Genomic DNA, 25944 nt, shown 5'->3' on the forward strand with positions numbered 1-25944 from the left:
CAGCCGCCGCGGGAGTGTGCAATTGTACAGGTGTCCAGGTATATGCTTCGAATGAGGAATGGGCCGTCTCATCCCTGATCGGAGAGCCGCTGGCCTCCTCCTTCCTCGCCCTTACCAAGGTATGCCGGGAAGCCGGATCAGGCAAGGGATAGACGCCTAAGTCTTGTCAGGCTTCAGAGCCACCCCCCGCCTCCCTCGCCGGAAGCAATAAAAAACCTTCGCCGGCCGCGCCATAAGGCGAAAGCCTGCGAAGGTTCTCATGCGAGTCCGGCTTCTTACGGAGCCGTCTCCAAAAATTTCAAATTCGGATTTTTTTCCATAGCCGTCCGCAGCGCGTACTCGTTCTCGAACAGCGCCACGTAGTTGTCTTTCTTATCCTTCACCAGCTGAGAGTTAATGCGGAACTTGCCGGAGTCGATATCGTCTCCGACCAGCCAGCGCGCGAACTGGTACGTCATGCGCGATAGCTGCACATCGACGCCGTATTCGCCTTTCATCCGGTGCTCGAATACCTCGAATTGAAGCTGGCCGACAACGCCGAGAATCATATCCTCGAACCCGATCGTTTTAAATACTTGAATCGTGCCCTCTTCCGTCAATTGGTCGACGCCCTTCTGGAACTGCTTGTGCTTCAGCGCGTTTTTGACCGTCACCTTGGAGAACAGCTCCGGGGAGAAGGTCGGCAGCTCGTCGAACTCCAATCCGCCTATCTGGCTGAGCGTATCACCGATACGGAAGATGCCCGGGTCGAACAGACCGATAATATCGCCCGGGAACGCATCCTCCACAATATCCCGGTCCTGCGCCAGAAACTGCTGCGGCTGAGCCAGCTTAATATCCTTGCCTACCCGTACATGCTTGACGCTCATCCCGCGTTCGAACTTGCCCGAGCAGATACGCAGGAAAGCGATCCGGTCGCGGTGTGCCGGGTTCATATTCGCCTGAATTTTGAAAATGTAGCCCGAAAACTTCTCGTTCAGCGGGTCGATCTCACCCTCGTTGCTGCGTCGCGACGTCGGCGTCGGCGCCAGCTGCAGGAAGTTCTCCAGGAACGTCTGCACCCCGAAGTTGTTGATCGCGCTGCCGAAGAATACCGGCGTCAGCTCGCCGGTGCGCACCTTCTCCATATCGAACTCGTCGCCCGCCACATCGAGCAGCTCCAGATCCTGCACCAGCTGGTCGTAAAAAAATTCGCCCGCAATCTCCTTCACGATCGGGTCCTCGTAGCCGCTGACCGGCTGGACCTGAATCTCGCGGTGGTCGTCGCCCTGGAACAGCTCGACCTGAGTCAGCTTGCGGTCGTATACGCCGCTGAACTGCTTGCCGGAGCCGATCGGCCAGTTCATCGGGTAGGAACGAATGCCGAGCAAATTCTCCAGTTCCTCCAGCAGCTCAAACGGATTACGTCCTTCGCGGTCCATCTTGTTGATGAAGGTGAAAATCGGTATTCCGCGCTTGCGGCACACTTGGAACAGCTTTTTGGTCTGCGCCTCGACCCCTTTGGCCGAGTCGATCAGCATCACGGCGCTATCGGCGGCGGTCAGCGTGCGGTACGTATCCTCACTGAAGTCCTGGTGACCCGGCGTATCCAAAATATTAACGCGATGGCCTTCATAGTCGAATTGCATCACGGACGAAGTAACGGAAATCCCCCGCTGCTTCTCGATCTCCATCCAGTCGCTGGTCGCGTGACGGCTTGCCTTGCGTCCTTTGACCGTGCCGGCCAGGCGGATCGCACCTCCGAACAGCAGCAGCTTTTCCGTCAACGTTGTTTTCCCCGCATCCGGGTGAGAGATAATGGCAAACGTGCGCCGCTTGTTAACCTCTTCTGCTAAAGTTTCGCGCTTCTCGGTACTCATGTCGTTTCTTATTCCTTCCTTGACATATAATGGATTAGCTCAAAGGGATCGTCCAGTTGGCCTCGCTCAGCCAGCTGCGGGAGATGAAATCCCGTCCGCGCAGCGTCACCCGGTCCGCATACACCTGAACATACAAGCCTTGCGCCTTGTCTTGGGCCACCGTCTCATACTTCCGGTTCATAACGCGCCCGACGGACGAGTTATGGAAATAATGGAAGCTTTCCTTTACATAATGCTCGATCGTGCCTTGAAAATCCTGATGAGAATGTCCGCAGAATACGAACACATTTTTATAAGGCCGCAGAATTTCGCGGAAGCGAATTGCCGGAATCAGCTGATGCGTCTTCCCGTCGCGCCCTGCGGGCGGAAGCGGCTGATGCGTCATAATGAACACCGGCCTGTCGTCCTTGCGGGCAGCCAGCTTCTCCTCGAGCCAGGAGAGCTGCTCCTCCGAATACCAGGCTCCTTCGCCTACCTCGGGCTTCTCCTGCACATAAGCCTCCTGGGACAGCAGGATCAGCTGATGATCCTTGATCCATGCATCCTGGTAAGGCTTCTTCAAGCCGAAAAATTGCTGGAACCGCTCGCGCGACTGCCAATCCGTCTTGCCGTTCGGCATTGTATCCTGCTTGAAGCTGCCCCGTTTGTCGATCCAGATGTCGTAATAATCATGATTGCCCATGTTGGCATAGACGGGAGGCAGTTCATACCCATTCATCAGATTACGCAGCTCTTTGTAATCCTGCTCTCGCCCGTATTCCGTCAAATCGCCGGTAAACAGCAGCGCCTCGACCGGTGTCCGGAATTCGCTCATATCCTCGAAGGCCGCCTTCACCCGGCGGATCGTATTCGGATCATCTCGGGAAATATGCAGATCGCTCAGAATCAGAAACGAGCAGACAGGATCGTTTGCTTCCGTCGCTGCCTGCTCGTCGGCCGTGGCGGCAGGCTTCTGGCTCGTCAATCCGTTCGAAGTCTGACTCCTCTGGGTAGCGACCGATCGCTCAAGCAACTTGACCAGCCCGAACAAAGCCGCGCCGATCCACAGCAGCAGCCATACCAGCCATCCCAGAAACTTGCGCCTGGACACATACGTTCCCCCTTGTTTCTTCAACACTTCCTTGTCATCATAACATAACTTGGGAAGCGAAAAAAAGAGACGGTTTCGGGCAGCCTGCCCTCCCACCGTCTCTTGCTTCTTATAGCCCGGCAACTAGCGCTGAGTGAACTCCCAGGCGACTTCGCCTTCGTCCTGTCCGTTGACCGGCCACCAGCGAAAGCCGTCTTCCTCGATCAGCCGCTGCGCCTTCTCCGGTCCCCATGTACCGGCTGCATAGGTTTGCAGATCGTCGGCATCCTCCGCCTTCTCCGCCCAGACAGCCGCAATCTGATCGACATACTTCCAGGCCAGGGCCACTTCATCCCAGCGGGTGAAGTAGGTCGAATCGCCGCGCGCCGCATCATGCAGCAGACGCTCGTACGCTTCCGGCGTATTCAGGCCCACCTGGCAGCTCTGGCAGAAGTCCATCGCCACCGGCACGATCGATCCTTCCGAGCCCGGCTGCTTCGCATTCATTTTAAAGTAAATGCCCTCCATCGGGTTGACCCGGAAGACGAGCAAATTCGGCTCCAGCTTATGCTTCCTCGAGAGGTACACATTGTTCGGAACGTTCTTGAATTCCACTACAACCTCGGTCGTCTTGACGGGAAGACGTTTGCCCGTACGGATATAGAACGGTACGCCCGCCCAGCGGAAATTATCGACGAACACGCGCGCCGAGAAATAAGTTTCCGTGTTGGACACCGGATTGACCTTATCCTCCTGGCGGTAGCCCGGCACCTCGCGCCCCTTCATCAGACCGGCCGAGTACTGGCCGCGGACCGTGTGGGCCAGTACGTCAGCCGAAGATTCGAAACCGCGCAGACTGCGCAGCACCTTCACCTTCTCATCGCGGATACTCTCCGGATGCATCCGGCTTGGCGCTTCCATCGCCATGATCGCAAGCATCTGCAGCATATGGTTCTGCGTCATATCGCGCAGCGCTCCGGATCTGTCGTAATAGCCGCCGCGGTCCTCCACGCCGACCGTCTCGCTGAGCGTAATCTGGATATTGGCTATGTATTTGTTATTCCATAACGGCTCGAAGAACGCGTTGGCGAACCGTACGACATTGATGTTCTGAACCATTTCCTTGCCCAGATAGTGATCGATCCGGTAAATATCCTTCTCCTCGAACACTTGGCGAATTTCCGCGTTCAGCTTCTCAGCCGACTTCAGATCATAGCCGAACGGCTTCTCGATAACCAGCCTGTGCCAGCCCGCCGTCTCAAGCAGCCCGCCCTCCTTCAGATTATGAGAGACGCTGCCGAACAGCTCCGGTGAGAGCGCGAGGTAGGACAGGCGATTGCCCCCGATCTCGAACTTCGCGTCCAGCTTATCGGTCAAGCTGCTGAGCTCGCGGAAGCCTTCCACATTGTTGATGTCCAGGGACATATACTCGAAATGCTCGGCGAAAGAGTCCCACTGCTCGTCCTTTGTCACATTGTAACGCGCGAACTCTTTAATGGACTCCAGCACATCCTCGCGGAACTGCTCGTTTGAACGCGGACGGCGCGCAAGTCCGATTACGGCGAACTTGTCGCCAAGCTTGCGCTCGCGGTACAAACTGTAGAAGGCCGGGAACAGCTTGCGTTTGGCCAAATCCCCGGTCGCCCCAAAAATTAGAAATACGGCATTCGTCATGGTTTCCCTCATTCTTTCTGAATATGGTAGGAGCAATGGAACAGATAACGCCTGTTTTGCTATTCCCTCTAGCATACCGAATATGATAACGGTTTTCAATACTCAGTCGTAACTACCGGCGCTCCAATCGTTAATCGCCAGTCTCCATCCGTGGAGTCGCAGCGCAACGCGGCCTGAACATGGAGCTTCTCCGTGCCGCTGAGCACATAACCGTTCAACCGATCCGAGCGGTAGGAGCGGCTGATCGTGCCTCTATCCTCATAACGTTCGACCTCTCCCGCAGCGAGCTTGTAAAGGGTCCGCTCCAGCGCAGCCAAGGCGCCGTCCTCCGTCCGTTCCGGAAGCTCTCCCTGTACGACGACGTTCCAGGCTCCGTTCCAGCCTGCTGTCTGCAGCCCTGCATCCGCAAGCTGCTGCAGGCTGACAGCCCGCTCCGTATCCTGCAGCGGATACCCCTCGCATTCCGCGCGTACGATGAGGTAGGTCGACTCGGCGTTCAGCGCGGTGAGCAGCAGCGTCTGCGTGCAGCCCTGCGCCTCCGCCTGCTGGCGGTACACGGCATGCCCTTGCTGATCCGACAGCGACGAGGCCGGCTCCATCCCGAGCCGTTCGCTCCATGACCGGCCAAGCGCGAGCAGCTCGGCGTCATTCGCAGCCGGGGCGGAAGGTCCGCCCTTCTTGAGCGTCAGCTTGACGGCCGCAGCCGGTCCCAGCGACTCGGCCGCTGCTTGCAGCAGCAGGCGCGTATCGGCATAAGACGCCTCATCCGCCGGCGAATGGAGGGACTTGGCCTGCACCTGCAGCGCCGCCATACAGACGATCGCCAAACCTGTCATCATGCCGAACAACCACGCCTTCTTCATCGCCGACCCCATCCTTCGCTCATTTCTCCGAATCTATCAATCTAGGACTCAGTATGACCCGGGTCGAGAGAGTTTATACCTGATCCGCAAATTGGGCGGCGTTCGGCAGGCCATCTGCCTAGAGCATGCGGGCCATAGCCGCATAAGCTGACAGTGTAGGCAGGAAACCACTTGAGACGATAGAAAGGTGTGTTCGGCATGAAACGGATTTATCCGGTGACGGAAGAGGACTGCAAGCCGCATTGCGGAAAACCGGTATTGGTTCTGATGCAAGACGGAACGGAAATTTATGGCGTGCTCTCCCGGGTGGAGGGAGGCAAGCTGTATCTCGGCACAGAAGAGGGCGGCGCAGAAGCCACGGTCGAAACCAAGGCAGCTTCCAGGGCCCGAGCCAAAGCAAATAAGAAGCTGCCGGGCCGCGCGGGCCGGAAAGGCAAGCCTCAGACGCCTGGTGCCGGTGCGGTGACCACCTCCGCCTTCCCTTATGGACCTTATCCTTACTCGGGCGGTCCCTATTATCCGGGAGGCGGGCGGTTTATTCTGGACCTGGCGCTTATCGCGCTGCTGTTCGTCCTGATCTGACTGCCTCGGGCCGCGCCCAATATGCAGCGAAGCCACCGGCTCGGCGCTTGTTCGCGCTTGGCCGGCGGCTTCCTTCATCCGATACCGTTTGCCGGCGGAGCCGGTCGCTTGGTCAACAGAAAACACCGCATATGGCGGTCATAATAAACCGGCTCATAGCCGAGCTTGTGATAAAATCCCCGGGCCCGCTCATTGGCCTCATCGACCCACAACACGATCTCCGGAAGCTTCAGCAGCTGCGCTTTCCTCTCGGCATAGCGCATCAGCCGCTTGCCCAACCCCTGTCCCTGATGCCTCGGATGCACGGCCAGCAGATCGACGGTTAGCCGCTCCCGGTCCGTCCGAAGCGAAATAAAGCCCGCCGCCTGGCGCCCCGCTGTCAGCTCTACATAGGTCGTGCAGGCCCGTAGACGTCTGCGCAGCTCGGGACGCGTAACCCGCAGGCCAGGCGCCGTCTCCCTGGCGTAGGGCAGCAGCTCCTTCTCGACAAGCTCAAAAATAGCGCGGTCATCGCGCTTAGGAATGCGTCTGCGAAGCATCGCCCTCCCGCCTTTCAGCCGCCCGGAGACCGGATTCCGGCCGCCGAGCTTTTCCTACAGCGTATGTGGCGGGCATGAGAAATGTTAATCAAAACGCTCAACAAGGCGTCCGCTATTTCTTATACTTTTTGCCGACAAATAACAGAAACGCGACACATACGACAAGCACCGCCGCAATCACGAATATATGCAATCCATTCATCCGGTCTCAAGCCCCTTTTTATCGACAGGTAATATCCCATAGTAAGATACGCGGCAGGGATCTGTCAAGAATGCGAAGCAGCTCATGCAAAATGCCATGGAGAGTAACATGGCTTGTTAACAATCACGGGCAAGCGAGGGGCCGTGGGCTTGGGACGGAGTAACTCAGCTGACTTGGAGGGCGTCGTTCGCTTACATTGACATGTTGGAGAGTTGCAGAAGGGATTTGTTTGCTATTTATTACTGCTTCGGTGTCTCTACTCGGTGTTTCTACTCGGAAATTCCGGCCCCCGTGCCGAAATAGGGACTAGGCTGCGCGTGATCAGCAGTTCAGGCCCATTTATACGATTTTTCGTATACCCTTCATCCCTTTGCTCGCCAGCCGAGCGTATTTATACGGTTTTCCGCACAACTCCCATGCTTTTATCTGTCACCGCAGCGTATTTATACGTTTTTCCATACAAATCCCATACGTTGACCACCCATCGGGCGCATTTTATACGATTTTTCGGCTACAACTCGGAAAGACGTCGCAGGCCGTGCGATTATTGGTTACTGCTTAGGCCTCCTCATCTTATACGATTTTTCAGTTACTGCTTGCTTGGGCCTTCTTCTGAAGTAGGGAAATTTACGTAATAACGTTTTTAACGTCATCTTGCAGCCTTGCCCGCTTCGGCGTCGTGCGCTCTGCGTTTACGCCTGCTTTTCTGTGGGTTATAATGGAAGAAAGCAGTCAACGGAACATTCCAGCTTGAACGGAGGGATGAAGCATGATCGCACCGGTCGGCAGTCTATTTCGCGCTTATGAAACCCATGCTCTGTGGGCGGCACAAGACAAAGCGCAGCAGAGCCGCAGCGGCCCCGTCAGCCGTATCACCAAAGCGGTTTTCCCGGACTCGACGATGGCCGGATACCGGTTTGACCAGTTTGCCAAAGAAGCCGCCGCAGGTCTTGCCCAAGTCGAAGACAAAGCCGGGCAGGCGAAGCAAACCGCCGCCGACGCACGGGACGCTCTGCGCAGCGTAGGGGACAAGTCGGGCCTAGCGGCCGAACAGCTGACCCGCGGCTACAACGAGCTTGTGACCGCGCTGAGCGAGGCCGGGCCGATGACCCGCTCCGCTGCTTCACGGTTTGCCGCCCAACTGCCGCTTGGACAGCTGGAGGAACTGGGCCTGGAGCGTCAGCCCGACGGTACGTTATCGCTCCACGCGGCGAAATTCGCCGAGCAGTCGGCACGACGGCCGGCAGAGGCCGCGCAAGCGTTGGCAGGCTTCGCCGAGCGGCTCATGACAGCCGCGAGCGAGCTGCAGACTTCGCCGGCTTTCCAGCTTTTGGAGCCGAAGTATGGCCCGCTCCGTGCGCTTAGCAGCTACGGGAAGAGCCCAGGCAGCGGGCTAAAAACATACCTGCCGGTGCCTATAACCGGCATACTGTTCGACGCTTATATGTAAGAGGCAATTCACAGCCTCGTCCGATTGTATGTCTTTCCTGTCTTTCCTATCTTTCCTGTCTTTCCTGTCTTTCCTGTCTTTCCTGTCTTTCCTGTCTTTCCTGTCTTTCCTGTCTTTCCTGTCTTTCCTGTCTTTCCTGTCTTTCCTGTCTTACAGTCTGCTCAACGTATCGTCCTGTTCTCCAATTCATCTGTCTCGTCTTCTTTATCCCGGTGCCTTCCTCCGTTTAAGCATGCCCTTGAGCCTGCAGCCCGGATCGCCCCGGGCTTTCTTGCGTTTATGCCCGCATACGCGACGTATCCGCCTGCCTGCGCACGAGCAGCGCATGCTTCATGCTCACCTTCCGGACATATTCGCCCTTCTGGATCGCCGTCAGGCGGAAAAATTCCTCCGAACGGTACAGCTCCAGCAGCGCGCCTTCGGCAGCCGACTGCGCCGCCCTTTCCTCCTGCAGCAGGTAATGAGCGATCTGGTAGCTGAATGCTTCGTAGCGCTTCAATATTTCCGTCTTCTCCCCAAATGACAAGCTTTTGCTTGCGTCACGCATCTCGTTTTTTTCCGACGGCACAGCCGTACCTTTCATAGCCTTTCCCCTTCTTTCCTGCCGGTTCGACATTCGTTTTCTCTCATTTCCGATCTGTATATGCTCCAGCGCGGCATCCTGCGCATCCCGAACGCCCGCCTCCAATGCTTAGCAAACAGCCAGGCGGTACGCTTATAGGCGACGATTCATTGAGCGAAAGTCCCCGATGATCTCAGATCCCGCCGCCGCCAGCCAACGAGCAACGGCTGCAATTCGTTTAAGACAGCCTTCCGCAGGCAGTCCTTCCCTCCTGCGGCCAACATATATATAGACGGTTTAGAGAGGGGGAAGCACTCATTTCTAAAGAAAAGTTTATAATTGTTCCAGTGGAACAATTAATTAATCTCTTTCCTTTAATCCATATTCTCCAGCCGGCTTTCATCAGCTCGCTCTTCTACAAAACACAAAGACAGACCCCATGATAAGAGGTCTGTCCTTGTATGTCAGGATACGCGGGACGTCAGCTCTGCCTGCCTGCCTGCCTTCTGCGCATCTTGCCCTATCTCGTCTTACAGCTTGTCTTCGCCCGTGCTCTGGAACAACTCGATAAGCTCGCCATCCGGGCCTTTAAAAAAGGACAGCCTTACAGGAATACCGCCTAGCTCGACATTTTTCGGCTCCACGGTAACTTCGGCTCCGGCCGCGCGGGCGCGCTCGGTCACGCCGTCCACATCTTCCGTTCTCAGCGCCAGATGAAGAAAAGCCCCCTCCGGCTTCTGGCCTTCCTTACCGCCCGCGAATACTTCCAGATAGTTGCCATCGCCCGTATCCAGCAATACCGCTCGCTTGTCGCCTTCTCCCCACTGATGCCGAACGGTAAAGCCCAGCACATCGGAATAAAAGCGGATCGTGCCCTCGAAGTCAAATACGCGGATTGCGACGTGGTGGAAACCGCCGCCTCTGAGAATAGCGTTGCTCACAAACCGACACCTGCCCTCATCAATTTTCATGAATTAAGCCTCATTATAGCCTGTCTGTCACTATTGCTCAACCCACATCTTTTCCTTGTGCAAACACCACTCGATAGCGGATTCCGACCGGACCTTTTGCTCTTTCCAAAATCCCACTCGATCTATGTGATCCAGGACTGGGCCCATGCTTCGATGCCTCTTAATACCGGCTCCAGCGCCAGACCTTTCTCCGTCAACGAATACTCGATTCGGACCGGCATCTCCGGATACACATCGCGCTGTACGATGCCTTCCTGCTCCAGGTCCTTTAGCCGCTCGGACAACAGCCGGCCGCTGATGGGCAGAGCAGCTTCGATCGTACAGAACCGCTGCGGCCCGGCAAGCAATTGATAGATGATGAGCACAGCCCACCGCTTGCTTATGATCTGTGTTGCCTTCTCCATCCGGGGACATAAGGACGACGGTTTCAAGTAGCCTCACCTCACTAACCTGCTTTACCTTCTAGTATAACCGATATTAACTAAATATTATATAGTTTATATTTTATAGTTATCCACTTGACCAAATTAAGTTATCATCATATACTTACTTACATAAAGTAACCTATAACTTTCAGTTCCATACACCGACTAGGAGGATTTTCAAATGATGCCGTCCCTTTTCCTGGCCCATGGCTCTCCCATGCTTGCCCTGCAGCAAAATGACTATACGGATTTCCTGCAGCGTCTTGCAGGACGGCTGCAGCCGAAAGCTATTGTGATTTTCACCGCCCACTGGGAGACTCAAACGACCACCGTCTCCGCCTCCGACGCCGTCTACGAAACGATCTATGATTTCGGCGGGTTCCCGGATGAATTGTATGCGCTGACCTATCCGGCCAAAGGCTCCTCCCGGATTGCAGGCGACGTGAAGGACCGTCTGGAGAAGCAGGGCATCGCCGTTCACACCGACCTCACGCGCGGACTTGACCACGGCTCCTGGACATTGCTGTACCGGATGTATCCGGCCGCTGACATTCCCGTTATCCAGTTGTCCGTGAATCCGTATCTGCCTCCGGCCGAGCAATACAAGATTGGCGAAGCGCTGCGCGGGCTTGGGGACGAAGATATTCTTGTCATCGGCAGCGGCGTCACCGTCCATAATCTGCGCATGGTGAATTGGGGCCAAAACACGCCCGAGCCCTGGGCCGTCGCCTTCGACGACTGGCTGATCGACCGGCTGGAGCGCCGGGATCTGGAAGCCTTGTTCAGCTATGACCGCCTGGCTCCCCATGCCCAGGCAGCCGTTCCGCGGCCCGAGCATTTTGTGCCGCTGTTCATCGCACTGGGCGCGGGCTCCCCTGACCGCAAGCCGGAGCTGATCCACCGCAGCTACGAGCTCGGCACGCTGAGCTATGCCTGCTTTGAATTTTAATCCCCTAAGGAGTAAAGGAAGCGACTATGAACACACAAGTAAACATCGGACTGCTGCTGTTCCGCGTCATGCTGGGTTTGACCTTCTCCGTTCACGGCTATCAGAAATTCGCCGGAGGCATCGACAACGTCTCGGGCTGGTTTCAAACCCTTCAGCTGCCTGGCTTTACGGCTTATCTGGTAGCTGTTATCGAGTTGGTAGGCGGAGTCGCGGTCATTCTGGGACTTGGCACGCGCTTGATCTCCGTTCTATTCGTGATCATCATGGCCGTTGCCCTCTTCAAGGTCAAGCTGTCGGCAGGCTTCACCGGCAGCGCGCAGGCGGCAGGCTATGAACTGGAGCTTATCCTGCTCGTATTATCGGCCGGTCTCGCGTTCACCGGCAGTCCCCTGCTGGCGGTCGAGCGTTTGTTTCTGGACGGCACGGCCAACGAGGATTTGAGCTCGAAAGCCGCTTAAAACACCCGCGCGGCGGGCGTACCGAAATACCGCAACCGGCAAATAACCCCTTACAGTCCTGCTCCTCATGCGAAGCCGGTCTGTAAGGGGTTATTTTCATGGCTATGTCTACTCGACAAGGCCCTTCTTATAAGCATAGATCGCGGCCTGAGTGCGGTCCTCGACCCCAAGCTTCGCCAAAATATTCGTCACATGGAATTTCACCGTCTTCACGCCGATGAACAGATCGTCCGCCACATCCTGATTGGACTTGCCGGAAGCGATCAGGCGCAGCACTTCCATCTCTCGTTCCGTCAGCTCCTCATGCGGCATAGCCGCCTGCTTCGGCTGGCGGAAGCGGTTCATCAGCTTGGAGGCGACCTGGGACTCCAGCACCGACTGACCTTGAACGGCCGCTCGAATCGCCTGGGCGATCTCGCCGGCGCGGGACGTCTTCAGCAGGTAGCTGAACGCTCCTGCCTCAATAACCGGATAAATCTTCTCATCGTCGATAAAGCTCGTCAGCACGATCACCTTGCAATCCGGATGCTGCTCAAGCAGACGGCGCGTCGTCTCGATGCCGTCCATTCCTTCCATCACCAGATCCATCAGCACCACGTCCGGACGGTATTCCAGCGCCAGCCGGATTCCTTCCTGCCCGCCGCTGGCTTCGCCGACCACCTCGATATCGTCCTCCGTGCCAAGCACAGCTGCAAGCCCGATCCGTACCATCTCATGATCGTCCACCAGCAGTACTTTAATCGTCGTCTCTTCCATGATGGGTTCCTCCTTCCGCCAATATCGGAATTCTAATTTCAATGCGCGTCCCTTTACCGGGAGCCGTGATCAGATTCATCGATCCGCCGATTTCGTTCACACGTTCATTCATCGTCACAATCCCGTAGGAAGCCTGCTTCCGCGTGTCCAGATCGAAGCCGACTCCGTCATCCCGGATCATGAGCTTAACCACATCAACCGATGGCTTGGTCAGCTTCACCTCAAGCTTGGTTGCTTTGGAATGCCGCAGCGCGTTCGACATGGCCTCCTGGGCAATCCGGAACAAATGGTCCTCGATTCCCCGCGGCAGCCTGACTCCTTCTGCGAACTCCCAGTCGATCTTCATCGGCACCTTCGCGGACAGCTCCTGCATCAGCTCGACAAGCCCATCCGACAGCCGCTTGCCCTCCAAGTGGACCGGCCGCAGATGCAGAAGCAAGGCACGCATCTCGGATTGAGCGACCGACGCCATCTCCTCAATCAGGAAAATTTGCCGCTGAGCCTTGTCAAAGTCCTTGTCCAGCGTCCGGCCGACAGCCGTCGCCGTCATCGAGATCGCAAACAGCTGCTGGCTGACCGCATCATGCAGCTCGCGCGCGAGCCGCTGCCGCTCTTCTACGATCGCCGAATACTTCGCCCGCTGGGCGAGCTGGGCATTGTTGCTGGACAGCCTCTGTAGCGAAGACACCTGCTCCTCCCACTTTTTCGTGATCTGATTCAGCTGCTCGCCGAGCCGGCCGATCTCATCTTCGCCCAGCGGCGGCACCGAGCGGTTCAGATTGCCTTTCTCCAGCGAAAGCATGACCTCCCTCAGCTGCTCCAGCCTGCGCGTGATCCGGTAAGCCGACCACAGCCCATAGGACGCGCCGATGATAACCGTGATGGCGATCAGCGTCAGACTGACGCTAACGCCTTCCTTCCATGATTCGAATGGCCTCAAGTACCCGTTAGCCTGGAGGAAATACACGATGACGGCAAACAGAACAAGGCTGAGCCCCATGGACTCCGCCATATTCCGCCATATCATATTGGTTAGACGTTTTTCATGTCCATCCATTCTCCAGAACCTCCAGCACTACACGATTTTAATGTCGATATCCGCGATCACGTAGGACATCTCCAGCTTCACCTGACGGTCGGCCGTCCAGTAGTTGGGCGACTGCCAGACCAGTTTGTTCATCATGCCGGTCTCTTTGTCGTTGCCGATGCTGGTCTGACCGAACAGCACCGATGCCGTGATGGACAGTCCTACGTCCTCGGGAACAATTACGTCGATATCCCCGATCACGCCTTGTAAAATGATCGTCGTTTCCTTCGTTTCGGGAATCGCATACGTCAGGTCCATATGCATCTCGCCAAGCACGTTCCAGATCGACATATTCCGCAGAACCCAGGGCTCGCGTCCCCAGCGAATGCTGTCTATGATGCTCTGCTTGCGATAATGCTGATCATCCCGATGAAGCTTACGCGATTTATTGTAGAAAAACCCGAGCGAGATCAGAATGACCGCTATGACAAGCGGCAAATTCCCGCCGATCAGCAGCAGCAGTCCGATGATCATAAAGACATAACCCCTGCGGCCCGTGCCCGACCGAACCTGATACACCCCGAACAAAAGCAGAAAGAGGGCGACAATCGTCATGAAGCTAAGATGATCGTCTGCCAGTAAAAATACCCCCGCACCGATTAACACGATGGCAATGTTGCGGTTCCGTTTGCTGTTCATGCTGCCGCCCCCTTTCGAAACAACTCTCCCCTAACTGAGGCAAAAGCCATAGCGGCTTTTTCCGGCCCCATGGCTTTTGCCTTACCTAGCATATCACAACTGCCCGTTTCACTCCACTGGCTGTTTACTGCTCCGAGGAAATCTTTTCTTTCAACAGGTTCAGCTGCTCATCGAGCTTCTGCTGCTTGGCCGGATCGGCCGATGCCGTAGCGCTGTAGACCGAACCTCCGTAAGAGCCGGAGCCGACATAAGGCTTGCGGGCAATCTCCGCTTCCACTTCCATCGTCATGATTTTCTCTTCCATACGGCGGAACCCTTTAGCCGCATTGCCGCCTTCGATCACGTTGTTCGCCGTCACCTCGGCCATTTGCTTTTTGGCTTTGGCCAGCTGAGCCCGGGTGATCAGCTCGCTGCGCTTGTTGCGCATTTGATAGAACGAATCCTTCATCTCATGCAGCTGAGCTACCAGCTCGGCCGCTTGGGCTTTAGCTTGCTCATGCATATCCGTGTACTCGGTGATTTTGCCGTCATAGTACAGCTTTTGCTCCAACGCCTGGCGAGCCGTCGCCTCCTGGTTGTTCTTCAGCGCGTCCTTGGCCTGAGCTTCGAACTGGGCGGCCAAGCGGCCCGCTTCCTCCAAACGCTCCTTCAGCTTGCGCTCGCTGGCGATCTGGCGGGCTACCGTCACTTCAGCTTGAGCGATCTCTTCTTCCATGTCGCGGATGTACTGGTTCAGCATGATGATCGGATCTTCCACTTTGTCCAGTACCTCGTGCAGCGATGCTTTCGTCATATCCTTAATTCTCGAAAATACTCCCATGATCAGATCTCTCCTTTAGTTGTTTGAGTTGGTTGGTTTTGGTTTTGCTGTTGTTTTTCATATTTGGCGACTTTGGCGCGAAGCTCTTCGATTTCCTTCCACATCGCTTTTTTCTCGATGTCCTTCATCATATCGTCGAGATCGCTGCCCGTCGGTTCGGATGCGTGCTGACTTTGGCTGTAGCTGCCGGCATGATGGCCCTGCATTTGTGGTCCCGCTGCATACTCGGCGTCATATTCGCGATGCCCGCCATGAGCGGCGTAGGAACCCCAACCATACTTTTGCGCTTTGCGGAAATGCCTCTCGGCGCGTCTCCAGTCCTTCCAGCTGCTGAAGTTATGCTCGCCGCGGCCGTCATAAGGTCCCGCGTGTCCCGGACCCGGTCCTGGTCCGTATGGACCGCCGTAGTAAGGCTCGCTAGGGATGACCAGAGCGGCCAGCACGTAGATGCCCAGTACGACGCCGGAAGTGAAGACAGCAGCCAGTACGACGATAAGCCGCAGCAGCGTGGAATCAATGCCCATCATGCTTGCCAGACCGCCGCACAAGCCGGTTAACTTGCGATCGGTTCTTGAACGGTATAATTTCGTCATGGCCGGTTCCATCCCTCCTGCTGCAATTTGCTGCGAAGCTTGGCGAGCTCCTGATCCACCGCTTGCGAAGCGGCCCCGCTGGCCGTATTCCAAGCCTCGCGAAGGTGACCGCGCACTTCCCGCAGCGTTCGCGCCGTCATCTCCATGTCGGATACGCGCTCGTCCAGACGATCGAACATTCTCGGCGACGGTCCGCTCCCCATGGTGCGCAGCCGCTCGTTCATGCGCTGCTGCAGCCGGATCGACTCCAGCCTTGCGATGTAGTAGCTGCGTTTGGACGCCACTTCGTCGAAATCCGCCTTCAGCTGCTGAATCTGGTTCTCCAGCTCGACGATGCCCAGCTTGCTTTGCTCATACAACGCTTTGTACTGCGAGGCTTTCTCCTCCTGCGCCATCTTCTCCTGCAGAGCGATGCGGGCGACCTCATCCTCTCCCGCCCGAAGCGCCAGCATCGCTTGATGCTCTCGGCGTTCCTTGAGCTGCTCGGCCGAGGTGTATTGATGCCGGAGCGAAGCGGCGTGGCTCAGGCATTGCTGGAGCAGCCGCTCCGACTCCCTGATTTGCTCCGATTGGGAACCTAAGTATTTGTCGATCAGGCGAACCGGATCTTCCGAGTTTTCCAACATTTCATTAAAGTGAGCTACCGTGATATCACGGAATCTTTTGCCTAGACTCATAGAGGACTCAACCACCTTTTCTATCAGATATCATATGCGCTTTAGTAGACCGACTTTTTGCGGATGAGCGAGATGCCGTACCAGATCAATCCGCCTGCGAACAGCAGTCCGATCAGACCGGAGAGCTTGCCCAGCAGGATCAGGCCGCCGATACCGATAAGAATTAGCCCGATAACCGACTTGCCGTTCTTCAATCCCAGGAATCCGAAGCCGACCATTGCGATCGGGAACAGGTAGCTCATCAGATGTCCGCCTGTGTGTATCCCCATCTTGTTCAGCAAGATCAGGACTCCGAAGAAAATCATCAGCAGCGCGATGCCGGTATGCTTATTCATTCTCATGTGTTTCGATTCACCGCCTCTCTGGATATGTCTCTTGCTTATGTCTTTATTCTAGAGAAAAACGCCTTCGCCCAAAACGAACCTGCGGCGGGTTTTGCAACTCGACTTAAGTCTAGTCGCCTGCCCGGCTGTGGGCAGGACCTCCGCCAGCCGACATGCTTCCCGGGCCATGAGCGCACCCGGAAGGCCAAATACCCCCACGGAGTGGGGGGAGCTTTATTTAGAGGTTATTGAAGTCTGGAAGCTTATTCGCGCTTATTCAGAACCTATGCGCCGCAGCCTGAAATTATTAATCCCATTCGTTCAGCCGTTGTAGTGTCCATGCTATATGGCACAAAAATCCCGACGCTGGGCGCCGGGATTTCTTCATCGCATCCATTTAGAAAAAATCTGTAATAAACACAGGACGAGAAGGCACCAGCCGCTCCAACTGGTCTACCGCTTCTTTCGGAGCATCCAGTCTGCCGATTTCCTGCAGGAAGCAGGGCCTCTGGTAGCCCAGCAGCAGCGCGGACAACGTTTGGATCGAGCACTTCACCTTCTGCAGGTCGCCAGCCTCCTCCGGAGAGGATACGGCGGCTCGTCCCGCCTCATCTACAGCCACAAGCCAGACCCCCTGATTCCACGGCGCATGCTCATCCCGGATATCCAGCAGGAAGGCCCCCTCCATACCCGATTGAAACGGATATTTATTCAGAAAGGCAGGAACATCGACAATCCGCGCCATGAACGTCGGGACGATCTCCTGCTTCACCCGCGGATTATCCAGCAGAAACGGCAGCGCCTCGTTCCCCGGGGCATTCCAAGTCAGCCGTTCGATCATGGAATCATGATCCGCCAGGAAGCGCCACAAGCCCAGCTTCGCTTCATGCGTAAGCCCTATCAGTTCGTGTACCTTGAGCACCCGTTCCTTCACTTGATACAGCACATAACCCGTCGGCTCGCCCGCCTCATTATAATAGATGGCAGCCGTCCCTTTCTTATTCGGCAGCACCCGATGCGTCCACCAAGCTTCGCTGCGCTCCAGCATTCCGTTGAAGCGGACCGCGTACTCCGAATATATCCGATGAAGAGGCTCCCACTGACGATCCGTGCGTACAACCTTGCCAGGACTATGCGGCCATTTGGGAAGCTGCGCGGTGGCGATCTCGAACTGCTTATGCTCCGCGCACATCTCCCAGCCGAACTTCCGGTAGAAGCCGTATTGGAACGGATACAGGAAGGATAAGGTCTGCCCCTTGTCCTTCATGGAGCACAGGGCTTGCACGAGCAGCTTGGTCACAAGTCCTCCGCGGCGGTACTCGGGCCATGTAGCGACACTGGCGATGCCGCCCATTGCTAGCGAATGCCCCTGCATATAGCACTGAAAGTCAAGAATCGTCAGCTTCGCAGCCAGCTTTCCTTCGACGTAAGCCCCCCACTGCTCCTGCATATGATGCAGAGCCTCGCGATGCCGGCGCTCCTCCTCGGACAGCTCATACTGAAAGGCGAACGCCGAGAGCTCCATAGATTCGGCGTAGTGTTCCTGGGCAAGGATGCGAATTTCAACTTGATCCTGATTCGGCATGGTTAGTTCTCCATTCTTTTTACATTAGGATTAGGCATCCTTTTTCACTTCTTAATATGCAGTCATTGTACCTTAAGTTTCTAGGCTTTTCCATCGGCAAAACTAACATGCCAGCTCAAGGAAAGACGGGTTTTTCCGCCGATTATTTCGGGTCAAACCTAACAATTATGTCCGTGACTTTAAGACTATTTTTCAATAGGCATCCTTTGTTTACTTTTTGAATATCCATATTTCACAAAAATGTCCTGATTGTAATTAAGCGAAAATACCCTTTTAATTTAATCGGCACCATAGAATGACGTTAATAATCCCCCAAAATACCTAAATTCGTCTTTTTCCACCCTGGGATTTGTCAAGTTTTTCCGCTAATTTTAGCAAAAAGCCTATGCTATCATTTACCTAAGCAAGGTAGTTTTTGGAGACTTTCGACAGGGTTCATCAGCACTGCCGTAGTCCTACAACCACAAGGGGGTTTACAAGCTCATGAAAAAGAAGCTGCTTGCCATCCTGCTCAGCGCGATCGCAACCGTGTCCATTCTCCCATTCCAAGCCTTCGGGTACTATGTCGAAACCTCTCAGCTTAAAGTGGTCCAAGGCGTCAATTTTCGAGAGCAGCCGTCGACAAGCGGTGACAAAATTCGCATGCTCAAAACCGGAGAACTGCTGGAGCTCATTCAGACTTACAATAATAATTGGCTCCTCGTCCGGGACGCGGCCGGACAAACCGGATATGTATCCTCCTCCTCCACCTATGTGAAAGAAACAAAGATCAAAGTGCCGGCAGAGCCTAACGCGACAATCGTCAGTTCCGTCTCCTTCCGTACCGGACCTTCCACCTCCAGCACCCGCACACGCTTCCTCAAAGAAGGCGAACAGGTGCTCATATTGGAAAAAGTAAACAGCTACTGGTACCGCGTGATGGACGCCAATGAGAATACAGGCTATGTTAGTACAAGCTCCCAGTACATAGAAACTTATGATAATCAGGAGCCCGCGCTGGAGGAAGAAAAGGAAGAAGAGCTGTTCCAGGCCCCTCCTAACGGTACGATCGTCAGCTCCGTTTCTTTCCGGACTGGACCCGGAACAGACGATCCCCGGATCCGCTATCTCTCAGCTGGAGAGAAAGTGCTTGTGCTGGACAAATACAATGATTACTGGTATAACGTCCAGGATCAGAACGGAACCGTCGGCTATGTAAGCACAAGCGCCAAATACATAAGCACTGCCTTTGTTGAACCTTATAAGCAGCTTAATCGCATGACCGCCGCCGAGCAGGTTATTCAAGCGGGAATGTCATATATGGGCGTTCCTTACGAATTCGGCTCTAATCGCAATGATACCAGCACCTTCGATTGCTCTGATTTCGTCCGACAGGCGTTCTTGGACGGGATCGGACAGCAGCTGCCCGGCAACTCGCGCACGCAAGGCTCTTATGTGCGGTCGATAGGCGGTTCGCAGACGGACTGGCGGCAGCTGCAGCGTGGCGATTTGATGTTTTTCATGTCCTATAAAGGCTCCAAAGCGTCAAACTACAGCGGAATCGACAAGTCATCCGCTACCATTACCCATGTAGGCATCTATCTGGGCAATGGCCAAGTCCTGCACACTTATTCGGAGGAATCCGGCGGCGTTCGCATCGACTCGATCGCAGGCACCTCCTGGGAGCATCGGTTTCTTTTCGGGGGACACACCTATTAATCCGTCAGCTCTAACCTTTACATACCTTCTCCTTGTCATCCGTCCGTTCAGAATGGACGGATGTTTTTTTCATGCAGGAACGGGCGAAAGTCTATACCGCTTAAGCCGCGGCCTCATATGGTGTATTATGACTTCTGAAAGGGGGATGTCACATGAGCGCAGTAGGCGGATTCTACACTTCGACAGGTGTTATTCTTGTATTGTTCATCTTGCTCGTTATCATTTCTCGCACTTTCGTTATCTAATGCACGACAAACACCCCGGTTAAGCTTTCCTGGCTTGACCGGGGCTTGCTTTGCCGCTTGTTAACCGCCGATCTGAGACATCCGGCGTTCCGTTGGCGTATGACTTTGTTTTTCATTTTCCAGCGCCTTGGCCATCTCATGGCTTTCCGGCTTCACGTCCAGCGCGCGGAAGAACATCTCCGCCAGTTTGCGGTCATCCCCGATGACCTTGCGCACATTGAATTCATCAGACCAATACAAGCACGGCTTGATGTTCCCGTCTGCCGTCAAGCGCAGCCGGTTGCACGTCTGGCAAAAATGGTCGCTGACCGGATGGATCAAGCCGAAGGAGCCTGCGGCGCCGGCAATCCGGTAATTTTGCGAAGGACCATTGCCGCGCACCTCCTGCTCCAGCTTCTCCACAGACCAGCCTTGCGCCTCGCAGCGATTGAAAACCTCAGTCAACGGCAAATATCTCGACTTCCATCCTTGATCATCATGGCCGATCGGCATATATTCAATAAACCGGACATGCAGATCGTCCTCCAGGCTGAGCCTCAGGAAGTCTTCGATCTCGTCGTCGTTAATCCCCTTCATCAGCACGACGTTGAGCTTGATTGGCCCGAGTCCCACACGTTTTGCGGCCTCCAGCGATTGCAGCACCCTTCTCACATCTCCGCCGCGGGTAATCATCCGGAACCGATCCTCACGCAGCGAATCCAGACTAATATTGATCCGGGTCAGTCCGGCCTCTTCAAACGCCTCCGCGCGCGAAGCGAAATAAATGCCGTTCGTCGTCAGGGCTATATCCTCAATGCCCGGAATTTCGCGGAGCATGCCGACCAGCCTCTCCAGGCCTCTGCGCACCAGCGGCTCCCCGCCCGTCAATCGCAGCTTGCGCACGCCGTAACCGGCCAACACCCTAACGACTTCATGAATCTCCTCGAAGGATAAAATGTTCTCCTCAGGCTCGAATTGCATGCCTTCTTCGGGCATGCAATACACACATCGCAGGTTGCAGCGATCCGTGACGGAAATACGAAGATAATCGTGAACACGTCCATACCGGTCTACCAACCTCTGCGTCATTCCCTGTCACCTCGACTTCCCCGAAATATCGTTTAGACCACTGCTAACGCAAATCTCCTATAATGATGCCTGCGGTCTCCTCGATCGCTTTATCTGTTACGTTGATGATGAGACAACCTACCTGCTTCATCAATGCATGCGCGTACCGAAGCTCCTCTTCAATCCGTTCCATCGTCGCATATTTGGCTCCGAAGGGCAGCCCCACGGCTTTCAGACGCTCCGTTCGAATCTTGTACAGCTTATCGGCATCCATCGTCAAACCGACGATCCGATCGCCGGGGACGAGAAACAGCTCCTTCGGAGGCTTGACCTCCGGCACCAGCGGCAGGTTGGATACTTTAATGCCTTTGTGAGCCAAAAAGATGCTCAGCGGCGTTTTAGACGTCCGCGAGACGCCGATCAGCACCAGGCTGGCCTTCAGCAGCGAGCTCGTATCGCGCCCGTCATCGCATTTGACCGCAAACTCCACCGCCTCCACCCGGCGGAAATAATCCTCATCCAGCCGATGAAGCAGCCCGGGCTCACGCCTTGGCGCATCGTTAAACGTGTCGACGAATGCCTCCATCATCGGCCCCATAATGTCGACGGCTCTCACGCCAAGACGCAGCGCTTCCTCCTTCATCGTCTCCCTCAGCTCCGGCTGCACAAGCGTGTAAGCCACAAATCCCCCTCGCTTGGCGGCGGCTTCTACGATGGAGCGGATTTCGTCCTCGCTTTTAATATGTCCGATCCGTTTGGTCGTGACTTGATGCGCATCGAACTGACGGATCGTCGCTCTGACGACAGCTTCCGCCGTCTCCCCGACCGAATCCGAGCATATGGTGATCTGGTAATGCCTCTCTTCCTTCATCCGGTTCTTCTCCTTACATGAGTGCGTCTCCAGCTTATCGATCTACAGCCAGATCAAGCAGAATATGAGTCATGATCGTCTTCGTAATCCTTCCGACCACTTCCCAGCGGACCCGGTTGCCGGATTGTTCGGTTTTGGCGGGTACGACGACGGGCAAGCTGTCGACCTGATGATTGATCATCTTATGAGCCGCATCGATAATCGATTCATCCGGCGTGACGTGGACGACATTGGGCTCGCGCGTCATAACCATACTGACCGGCATAGAGGCCGCATTCGCATGACCGAGTGTAAATTTCAGCAGATCCTTCCTAGAGATCACACCGGATAAACAGCCATCCTCGCCCACCACGATCAGACTTCCTACATTTTCCATAAATAAAGAAACTACAGCATCATGCACCGTTGCCTGCTCGCCCACCACGACAGGAATCGATTGCACATCCTTTATTTTCAAAGCCAGAAGCTTGCGAGACAAATGCGATCCCATATTGACGGAGGATCCGGCGGTGTAGCCCACCTTAGGCTTGGCATCGATCAAACCCAGCATGACAAGCAGCGCCAGGTCAGACCGCAGCGTCGGCCTGCTTAGACCGAGCAGCTCGGCTATCTGTTCGCCGGTAATCGGCGCGTTCGCTTTCACAAGCTCAACAATCTGTAATTGGCGCGCAGTCAGTTCGATGACCCGTCCCTCCTTATCCTACAACAGCTTATCCAGCTGCATTACCCCTTTCAATTGTATCAAAAATAGTCTCTTTCTCATAGGAGGGTTTTACCTCTATTCCCCCTATTACAGCTTTTTATACGTATAATATTAAAATTTAATCACTTATATATTGCGCATTATATATCCATTAATTATACTATATTAAACGAATAGTACCAACTATATCTGGAGGAGTGAAACGCCGATGGAAAGAGAATTGGCCTTAGAGATCGTAAGAGTTACCGAACTGGCCGCACTTTCGGCTGCAAGCTGGATGGGACGAGGGGATAAACATCAGGCAGACGGAGCAGCTACATCCGCTATGAGGGCCATGTTCGATTCTGTATCTATCCGAGGCACCGTCGTCATCGGCGAAGGAGAAATGGATGAGGCCCCCATGCTGTACATCGGGGAAGCCGTAGGCAATGGACAAGGCCCTGAGGTTGATGTAGCCGTAGATCCTCTGGAAGGCACGGAGCTGGTAGCCAAAGGCTTGAATAACGCCCTCGCCGTTATCGCCATCGCGGGTAAGGGACAGCTTCTGCATGCCCCCGATATGTATATGGAAAAGCTTGCCGTAGGGCCTGCCCTTACAGGCAAACTAAGCCTGGACGATCCGCTCGAGCTTACGCTGCAGCGGGCCGCTGAGATTTTGGATAAGCCGCTAAGCAATCTTACCGTCATGATACTTGACAGGGATCGTCATCAGGAGAAAATAGCCACATTGCGCAAGGTTGGCGTGCGGATCAAGCTGCTGAGCGATGGAGACGTAGCCGGGGCGATGGCTCCGGCCTTGTCGGAATCCGGCATTGATCTTTATGTAGGTTCGGGCGGCGCCCCCGAAGGCGTGCTGGCAGCCGCTGCTCTTCGCTGCTTGGGTGGAGAGCTGCTGGGCCGGTTAATGCCGGCCAACGATGAGGAGGTTGCCCGCTGCCAAGCTATGGGCATACACGATCCGCTGAAGCTGCTCAGTATGGATGATATGGTCGGCACGGGGGATGTTATTTTCGCCGCTACAGGGATTACGCCTGGTGAATTTTTAAGCGGCATTCGCTATACATCCGACCATCGTGCGGACACCCATTCCATCGTGATGAGAGCCAAAACCCGGACCATTCGTTTCATCCAATCGAGCCATTACTTGCCAAACAAACAGCTGCTGAACGATATTCTTGCGCTGCAGCATTGATCTTGACTCTTCCTGTGTTACTATTTAGCTAAGCTAATTATTGACCAGGAAGAAGGTTAATCTCATGAGTTTATTGTTTTTCACAGCTATCGGCTTACTCGCGGCAACCTTCGGCAGTCTTGTCGGACTCGGCGGCGGGGTCATTATTGTCCCGGCCCTCGTTTACTTAGGCCCTGTATTTGTCGGCCAATCCATCTCCGTATCTACGGCGGTAGGCACCTCGCTGGCAGTGCTCATCTTCACGGCTCTGTCCTCAACAATGACCTTCGTCAAGCAGAAACGGGTCGATTTCAAAAGCGGCTGGCTGTTTATCGTGACATGCGCTCCAGGAGCTATGGTTGGTTCCTACATCACACAATTCGTCGATGCGGATTCCTTCCAGCTTAGCTTCGGGTTCTTCATGCTGTTTATGGCCATACTGCTAATAGTGCGTGACCGCATCAAGCCGCTGAATGTCCGGTGGAGCGTAAACCGCACGTATACGGACGGTGCCGGACAAACCTTCAACTACGGCTACAGCCTGGTACCCGCACTTGCATTAGGTCTAGCCGTAGGTTTTATTTCCGGATTGTTCGGCATTGGCGGCGGCTCCCTGTTCGTACCTGCGATGGTTTTGCTGTTCCGGTATCCGCCTCATGTAGCGACAGCCACCTCGATGTTTGTCATCCTGCTTTCTTCGTTAATGGGCACCTTCACCAAGCTTTCCTTGGGTCAGGTCGACCTTTGGATGGTCGTGTGTCTGGCCCCAACCGCAATCATCGGTGGCTGGTTAGGCGCCCGTATCGCCAGTAAGCTGAGCAGCGCCAAATTGCTTTGGGTGCTCCGCATCTCTTTTGTCATCATTGCAGTTAAAATGATTCTGGAAGGCTTTAAAATCTTATAGCCCGTGCCAAAAGCCAACAGGCATAAAAGCTCTCCCTTCATCCCACACTAACAACAATTCAGGGTGATAGGGGGAATTTTTTTGGCTGCACAACCCTTCGACAGGAGATTATTGGCCTATACCTTTTCCGGCTGCCTGCTCCTTCTGTTGCTCCCGGCTTGCAGCAGCAAACCGGCGCCCTCTTCTGAAGCGCCCGCTGCTCCACCGCCTTCCGCCGCTGCCCACAGACAGCAAGCCCCGGTTTCGAATGGCCTTATGGGCCTCGACGGAGTTCAAGCTCCCAATTCCGCTGTCGCTAAGCCAAACGGGCACCCGAAATCGGCAGGAGCCGGGAATAAGGAGCCGCTATCCCTTGGCCCATTCGATTTTATAGGACCGCCGCTTGTCGCCGCCCCTCCTAAACAAGCTGAGGCAGCTCCGGCTCCCATTCAGCCGTCAACCGAGTCTCCCGCAGTTCCCGCGCCTCCGGCGGCTCTTAAACCGAAGCCCAAGCCTGATGTTCGGAAAAACATCAAGCCCACAGCGGCAGCAAATGCTAAATCCGGCAGTTTGACCTTATCCCAGCTTGTCCGGAAATATCCCGATCTGCTGCTATTGCATGGACGCACAAGCAGCAAACAGATCGCCTTGACGTTCGATGATGCGCCGGATACGACTTATACCCCGCAAGTGCTGGATATCTTAAAGAAGTATAAGGTACGCGCGACTTTTTTCCTGATCGGCTCTCAAGCCCAAAAGCATCCTGCCATTGTCAAACGAATCGTTCAGGAAGGACATGTCATCGGCAACCATTCCTACTCTCATCCCTTGTTCACCAAGCTTTCTCAGACCGGCTTCCAAGATCAGATCGAGCAAACCGGACATATTCTAAAACCCCTGATCGGCTATATGCCCAAGCTTATACGCCCGCCCTACGGTGAGATTAAAGAATCTCAGCTATTATGGGCCTCGGAAAAAGGGTATTTAATCGTCAATTGGAATGTCGATTCGCTTGACTGGAAGCAGCTGGGGGAAGCTCAAGTCACAAGCAATATATTGAATCATGTCACAGCCGGTTCGATCGTTCTCCAACATTCCGGTGGAGGAGCTTCCCAGAATCTGAAAGGAACCGTACAGGCGCTTCCCCGAGTCATCGAAGCGCTGCAAGCCAAAGGCTACCGGATCGTTACGTTGCCCGAGCTTCTGCGCGTGACCAAAAGTATACGAAGCAGTTAATGCCAAA

At 55.0% G+C, this 25944-nt stretch carries 28 protein-coding genes; 9 read left to right on the forward strand and 19 right to left on the reverse strand.

The window, feature by feature from the left end:
- Positions 1 to 275 precede the first annotated feature (275 nt).
- The 4 genes from BLR08_RS23775 to BLR08_RS23790 all read right to left on the reverse strand — a co-directional run bounded on the left by BLR08_RS23775 (position 276) and on the right by BLR08_RS23790 (position 5465).
- On the reverse strand, positions 276 to 1859 hold the full coding sequence (locus tag BLR08_RS23775; protein ID WP_072336097.1) for a peptide chain release factor 3: 1584 nt from the start codon (positions 1857 to 1859) through the stop codon (positions 276 to 278).
- A gap of 34 nt (positions 1860 to 1893) precedes the next feature.
- Positions 1894 to 2949 (reverse strand): metallophosphoesterase family protein, encoded by a 1056-nt coding sequence (locus tag BLR08_RS23780; RefSeq protein WP_072336231.1) that lies wholly within the window; start codon positions 2947 to 2949, stop codon positions 1894 to 1896.
- 123 nt (positions 2950 to 3072) lie between these two features.
- Positions 3073 to 4602, reverse strand: coding sequence for a glucose-6-phosphate dehydrogenase (gene zwf / locus BLR08_RS23785; protein ID WP_072336100.1), 1530 nt, complete (start codon positions 4600 to 4602; stop codon positions 3073 to 3075).
- A 95-nt stretch (positions 4603 to 4697) separates the two neighbouring features.
- Complete coding sequence (locus BLR08_RS23790; protein ID WP_072336103.1) at positions 4698 to 5465, reverse strand: YwmB family TATA-box binding protein; 768 nt, start codon at positions 5463 to 5465, stop codon at positions 4698 to 4700.
- 198 nt (positions 5466 to 5663) lie between these two features.
- Here BLR08_RS23790 and BLR08_RS23795 point away from each other — a divergent pair, with 198 nt between their 5' ends.
- The gene (locus BLR08_RS23795; RefSeq protein ID WP_072336106.1) at positions 5664 to 6047 is read left to right on the forward strand and encodes a hypothetical protein; all 384 of its coding nucleotides are present in this window, start codon (positions 5664 to 5666) and stop codon (positions 6045 to 6047) included.
- 74 nt (positions 6048 to 6121) lie between these two features.
- Here BLR08_RS23795 and BLR08_RS23800 read toward each other — a convergent pair whose 3' ends face one another.
- On the reverse strand, positions 6122 to 6586 hold the full coding sequence (locus BLR08_RS23800; RefSeq protein WP_072336109.1) for a GNAT family N-acetyltransferase: 465 nt from the start codon (positions 6584 to 6586) through the stop codon (positions 6122 to 6124).
- A gap of 971 nt (positions 6587 to 7557) precedes the next feature.
- On the opposite strand from BLR08_RS23800, the gene BLR08_RS23805 reads away from it, so the two are divergent.
- Positions 7558 to 8238 carry a hypothetical protein gene (locus BLR08_RS23805; protein WP_072336111.1) on the forward strand — a complete coding sequence of 227 codons (681 nt, stop codon included), beginning with the start codon at positions 7558 to 7560 and terminating at the stop codon, positions 8236 to 8238.
- 277 nt (positions 8239 to 8515) lie between these two features.
- On the opposite strand, the gene BLR08_RS23815 is transcribed toward BLR08_RS23805, so the two are convergent.
- The 3 genes from BLR08_RS23815 to BLR08_RS23825 form a co-directional block, all read right to left on the reverse strand.
- Positions 8516 to 8821, reverse strand: coding sequence for a hypothetical protein (locus BLR08_RS23815; RefSeq protein WP_072336114.1), 306 nt, complete (start codon positions 8819 to 8821; stop codon positions 8516 to 8518).
- A gap of 509 nt (positions 8822 to 9330) precedes the next feature.
- Positions 9331 to 9741 carry a VOC family protein gene (locus BLR08_RS23820; RefSeq protein WP_256257762.1) on the reverse strand — a complete coding sequence of 137 codons (411 nt, stop codon included), beginning with the start codon at positions 9739 to 9741 and terminating at the stop codon, positions 9331 to 9333.
- Positions 9742 to 9893: 152 nt separating this feature from the next.
- Positions 9894 to 10202 carry a winged helix-turn-helix transcriptional regulator gene (locus BLR08_RS23825; protein ID WP_072336120.1) on the reverse strand — a complete coding sequence of 103 codons (309 nt, stop codon included), beginning with the start codon at positions 10200 to 10202 and terminating at the stop codon, positions 9894 to 9896.
- Positions 10203 to 10377: 175 nt separating this feature from the next.
- Between BLR08_RS23825 and BLR08_RS23830 the strand changes: the two genes are divergently transcribed.
- Both BLR08_RS23830 and BLR08_RS23835 read left to right on the forward strand, forming a co-directional pair.
- Entirely contained in the window at positions 10378 to 11145 is a 768-nt protein-coding gene (locus BLR08_RS23830; RefSeq protein WP_072336123.1) for a DODA-type extradiol aromatic ring-opening family dioxygenase, read from the forward strand.
- Positions 11146 to 11171: 26 nt separating this feature from the next.
- Positions 11172 to 11603 carry a DoxX family protein gene (locus tag BLR08_RS23835; RefSeq protein WP_072336126.1) on the forward strand — a complete coding sequence of 144 codons (432 nt, stop codon included), beginning with the start codon at positions 11172 to 11174 and terminating at the stop codon, positions 11601 to 11603.
- Positions 11604 to 11711: 108 nt separating this feature from the next.
- On the opposite strand, the gene BLR08_RS23840 is transcribed toward BLR08_RS23835, so the two are convergent.
- The 8 genes from BLR08_RS23840 to eis form a co-directional block, all read right to left on the reverse strand.
- Positions 11712 to 12359 (reverse strand): response regulator, encoded by a 648-nt coding sequence (locus BLR08_RS23840; protein WP_072336129.1) that lies wholly within the window; start codon positions 12357 to 12359, stop codon positions 11712 to 11714.
- Complete coding sequence (locus BLR08_RS23845; RefSeq protein WP_072336131.1) at positions 12340 to 13416, reverse strand: sensor histidine kinase; 1077 nt, start codon at positions 13414 to 13416, stop codon at positions 12340 to 12342. The genes BLR08_RS23840 and BLR08_RS23845 overlap by 20 nt, the downstream gene beginning before the upstream one ends.
- A gap of 18 nt (positions 13417 to 13434) precedes the next feature.
- On the reverse strand, positions 13435 to 14085 hold the full coding sequence (gene liaF, locus BLR08_RS23850) for a cell wall-active antibiotics response protein LiaF (RefSeq protein WP_072336134.1): 651 nt from the start codon (positions 14083 to 14085) through the stop codon (positions 13435 to 13437).
- A 124-nt stretch (positions 14086 to 14209) separates the two neighbouring features.
- A complete protein-coding gene (locus tag BLR08_RS23855) occupies positions 14210 to 14905 on the reverse strand; it encodes a PspA/IM30 family protein (RefSeq protein ID WP_072336137.1) in 696 nt (231 codons plus the stop codon).
- A 2-nt stretch (positions 14906 to 14907) separates the two neighbouring features.
- The gene (locus BLR08_RS23860) at positions 14908 to 15498 is read right to left on the reverse strand and encodes a PspC domain-containing protein (RefSeq protein WP_072336140.1); all 591 of its coding nucleotides are present in this window, start codon (positions 15496 to 15498) and stop codon (positions 14908 to 14910) included.
- Positions 15495 to 16175: a PspA/IM30 family protein gene (locus tag BLR08_RS23865; protein ID WP_072336143.1), complete on the reverse strand. Its 681-nt coding sequence runs from the start codon at positions 16173 to 16175 to the stop codon at positions 15495 to 15497. The genes BLR08_RS23860 and BLR08_RS23865 overlap by 4 nt, the downstream gene beginning before the upstream one ends.
- A 41-nt stretch (positions 16176 to 16216) precedes the next feature.
- The gene (locus tag BLR08_RS23870) at positions 16217 to 16516 is read right to left on the reverse strand and encodes a LiaF transmembrane domain-containing protein (protein ID WP_072336146.1); all 300 of its coding nucleotides are present in this window, start codon (positions 16514 to 16516) and stop codon (positions 16217 to 16219) included.
- Positions 16517 to 16895: 379 nt separating this feature from the next.
- A complete protein-coding gene (gene eis, locus BLR08_RS23875; RefSeq protein WP_072336149.1) occupies positions 16896 to 18083 on the reverse strand; it encodes a GNAT family N-acetyltransferase in 1188 nt (395 codons plus the stop codon).
- Positions 18084 to 18566: 483 nt separating this feature from the next.
- Between eis and BLR08_RS23880 the strand changes: the two genes are divergently transcribed.
- Together BLR08_RS23880 and BLR08_RS31870 are read left to right on the forward strand one after the other, a co-directional pair.
- The gene (locus BLR08_RS23880; RefSeq protein ID WP_072336152.1) at positions 18567 to 19781 is read left to right on the forward strand and encodes a C40 family peptidase; all 1215 of its coding nucleotides are present in this window, start codon (positions 18567 to 18569) and stop codon (positions 19779 to 19781) included.
- A gap of 152 nt (positions 19782 to 19933) precedes the next feature.
- Positions 19934 to 20026 (forward strand): sporulation protein YjcZ, encoded by a 93-nt coding sequence (locus tag BLR08_RS31870; protein WP_083537471.1) that lies wholly within the window; start codon positions 19934 to 19936, stop codon positions 20024 to 20026.
- A 60-nt stretch (positions 20027 to 20086) separates the two neighbouring features.
- On the opposite strand, the gene moaA is transcribed toward BLR08_RS31870, so the two are convergent.
- The 3 genes from moaA to BLR08_RS23900 are packed head-to-tail and all read right to left on the reverse strand — an operon-like array spanning position 20087 to position 22599.
- Complete coding sequence (moaA, locus tag BLR08_RS23890; protein WP_072336155.1) at positions 20087 to 21094, reverse strand: GTP 3',8-cyclase MoaA; 1008 nt, start codon at positions 21092 to 21094, stop codon at positions 20087 to 20089.
- Positions 21095 to 21137: 43 nt separating this feature from the next.
- A complete protein-coding gene (locus tag BLR08_RS23895; protein ID WP_072336158.1) occupies positions 21138 to 21944 on the reverse strand; it encodes a pyruvate, water dikinase regulatory protein in 807 nt (268 codons plus the stop codon).
- 34 nt (positions 21945 to 21978) lie between these two features.
- Positions 21979 to 22599 carry a helix-turn-helix transcriptional regulator gene (locus BLR08_RS23900; RefSeq protein WP_256257763.1) on the reverse strand — a complete coding sequence of 207 codons (621 nt, stop codon included), beginning with the start codon at positions 22597 to 22599 and terminating at the stop codon, positions 21979 to 21981.
- Positions 22600 to 22855: 256 nt separating this feature from the next.
- Between BLR08_RS23900 and glpX the strand changes: the two genes are divergently transcribed.
- From glpX to BLR08_RS23915, 3 genes are all read left to right on the forward strand, one after another.
- Positions 22856 to 23839: a class II fructose-bisphosphatase gene (gene glpX / locus BLR08_RS23905; protein WP_072336164.1), complete on the forward strand. Its 984-nt coding sequence runs from the start codon at positions 22856 to 22858 to the stop codon at positions 23837 to 23839.
- Positions 23840 to 23903: 64 nt separating this feature from the next.
- Entirely contained in the window at positions 23904 to 24722 is an 819-nt protein-coding gene (locus tag BLR08_RS23910) for a sulfite exporter TauE/SafE family protein (RefSeq protein ID WP_072336167.1), read from the forward strand.
- Positions 24723 to 25271: 549 nt separating this feature from the next.
- Entirely contained in the window at positions 25272 to 25937 is a 666-nt protein-coding gene (locus tag BLR08_RS23915; protein WP_072336234.1) for a polysaccharide deacetylase family protein, read from the forward strand.
- Positions 25938 to 25944 lie beyond the last annotated feature (7 nt).

The sequence above is a fragment of the Paenibacillus sp. cl123 genome (assembly GCF_900101595.1).
Classification (GTDB): domain Bacteria; phylum Bacillota; class Bacilli; order Paenibacillales; family NBRC-103111; genus Paenibacillus_G.

Bases quoted from the DNA above. Each gene is read 5' to 3' on its own strand.
- BLR08_RS23860 (WP_072336140.1), bottom strand. From the start codon at position 15,498: ATGACGAAATTATACCGTTCAAGAACCGATCGCAAGTTAACCGGCTTG.
- zwf (WP_072336100.1), bottom strand. From the start codon at position 4,602: ATGACGAATGCCGTATTTCTAATTTTTGGGGCGACCGGGGATTTGGCC.
- BLR08_RS23910 (WP_072336167.1), top strand. From the start codon at position 23,904: ATGAGTTTATTGTTTTTCACAGCTATCGGCTTACTCGCGGCAACCTTC.
- BLR08_RS23795 (WP_072336106.1), top strand. From the start codon at position 5,664: ATGAAACGGATTTATCCGGTGACGGAAGAGGACTGCAAGCCGCATTGC.
- BLR08_RS23790 (WP_072336103.1), bottom strand. From the start codon at position 5,465: ATGAAGAAGGCGTGGTTGTTCGGCATGATGACAGGTTTGGCGATCGTC.
- BLR08_RS23895 (WP_072336158.1), bottom strand. From the start codon at position 21,944: ATGAAGGAAGAGAGGCATTACCAGATCACCATATGCTCGGATTCGGTC.
- BLR08_RS23870 (WP_072336146.1), bottom strand. From the start codon at position 16,516: ATGAGAATGAATAAGCATACCGGCATCGCGCTGCTGATGATTTTCTTC.
- BLR08_RS23815 (WP_072336114.1), bottom strand. From the start codon at position 8,821: ATGAAAGGTACGGCTGTGCCGTCGGAAAAAAACGAGATGCGTGACGCA.
- BLR08_RS23865 (WP_072336143.1), bottom strand. From the start codon at position 16,175: ATGAGTCTAGGCAAAAGATTCCGTGATATCACGGTAGCTCACTTTAAT.
- BLR08_RS23800 (WP_072336109.1), bottom strand. From the start codon at position 6,586: ATGCTTCGCAGACGCATTCCTAAGCGCGATGACCGCGCTATTTTTGAG.
- BLR08_RS23830 (WP_072336123.1), top strand. From the start codon at position 10,378: ATGATGCCGTCCCTTTTCCTGGCCCATGGCTCTCCCATGCTTGCCCTG.
- BLR08_RS23805 (WP_072336111.1), top strand. From the start codon at position 7,558: ATGATCGCACCGGTCGGCAGTCTATTTCGCGCTTATGAAACCCATGCT.
- moaA (WP_072336155.1), bottom strand. From the start codon at position 21,094: ATGACGCAGAGGTTGGTAGACCGGTATGGACGTGTTCACGATTATCTT.
- BLR08_RS23840 (WP_072336129.1), bottom strand. From the start codon at position 12,359: ATGGAAGAGACGACGATTAAAGTACTGCTGGTGGACGATCATGAGATG.
- BLR08_RS23775 (WP_072336097.1), bottom strand. From the start codon at position 1,859: ATGAGTACCGAGAAGCGCGAAACTTTAGCAGAAGAGGTTAACAAGCGG.
- BLR08_RS23835 (WP_072336126.1), top strand. From the start codon at position 11,172: ATGAACACACAAGTAAACATCGGACTGCTGCTGTTCCGCGTCATGCTG.
- glpX (WP_072336164.1), top strand. From the start codon at position 22,856: ATGGAAAGAGAATTGGCCTTAGAGATCGTAAGAGTTACCGAACTGGCC.
- BLR08_RS23880 (WP_072336152.1), top strand. From the start codon at position 18,567: ATGAAAAAGAAGCTGCTTGCCATCCTGCTCAGCGCGATCGCAACCGTG.
- BLR08_RS31870 (WP_083537471.1), top strand. From the start codon at position 19,934: ATGAGCGCAGTAGGCGGATTCTACACTTCGACAGGTGTTATTCTTGTA.
- BLR08_RS23855 (WP_072336137.1), bottom strand. From the start codon at position 14,905: ATGGGAGTATTTTCGAGAATTAAGGATATGACGAAAGCATCGCTGCAC.
- BLR08_RS23845 (WP_072336131.1), bottom strand. From the start codon at position 13,416: ATGGATGGACATGAAAAACGTCTAACCAATATGATATGGCGGAATATG.
- liaF (WP_072336134.1), bottom strand. From the start codon at position 14,085: ATGAACAGCAAACGGAACCGCAACATTGCCATCGTGTTAATCGGTGCG.
- eis (WP_072336149.1), bottom strand. From the start codon at position 18,083: ATGCCGAATCAGGATCAAGTTGAAATTCGCATCCTTGCCCAGGAACAC.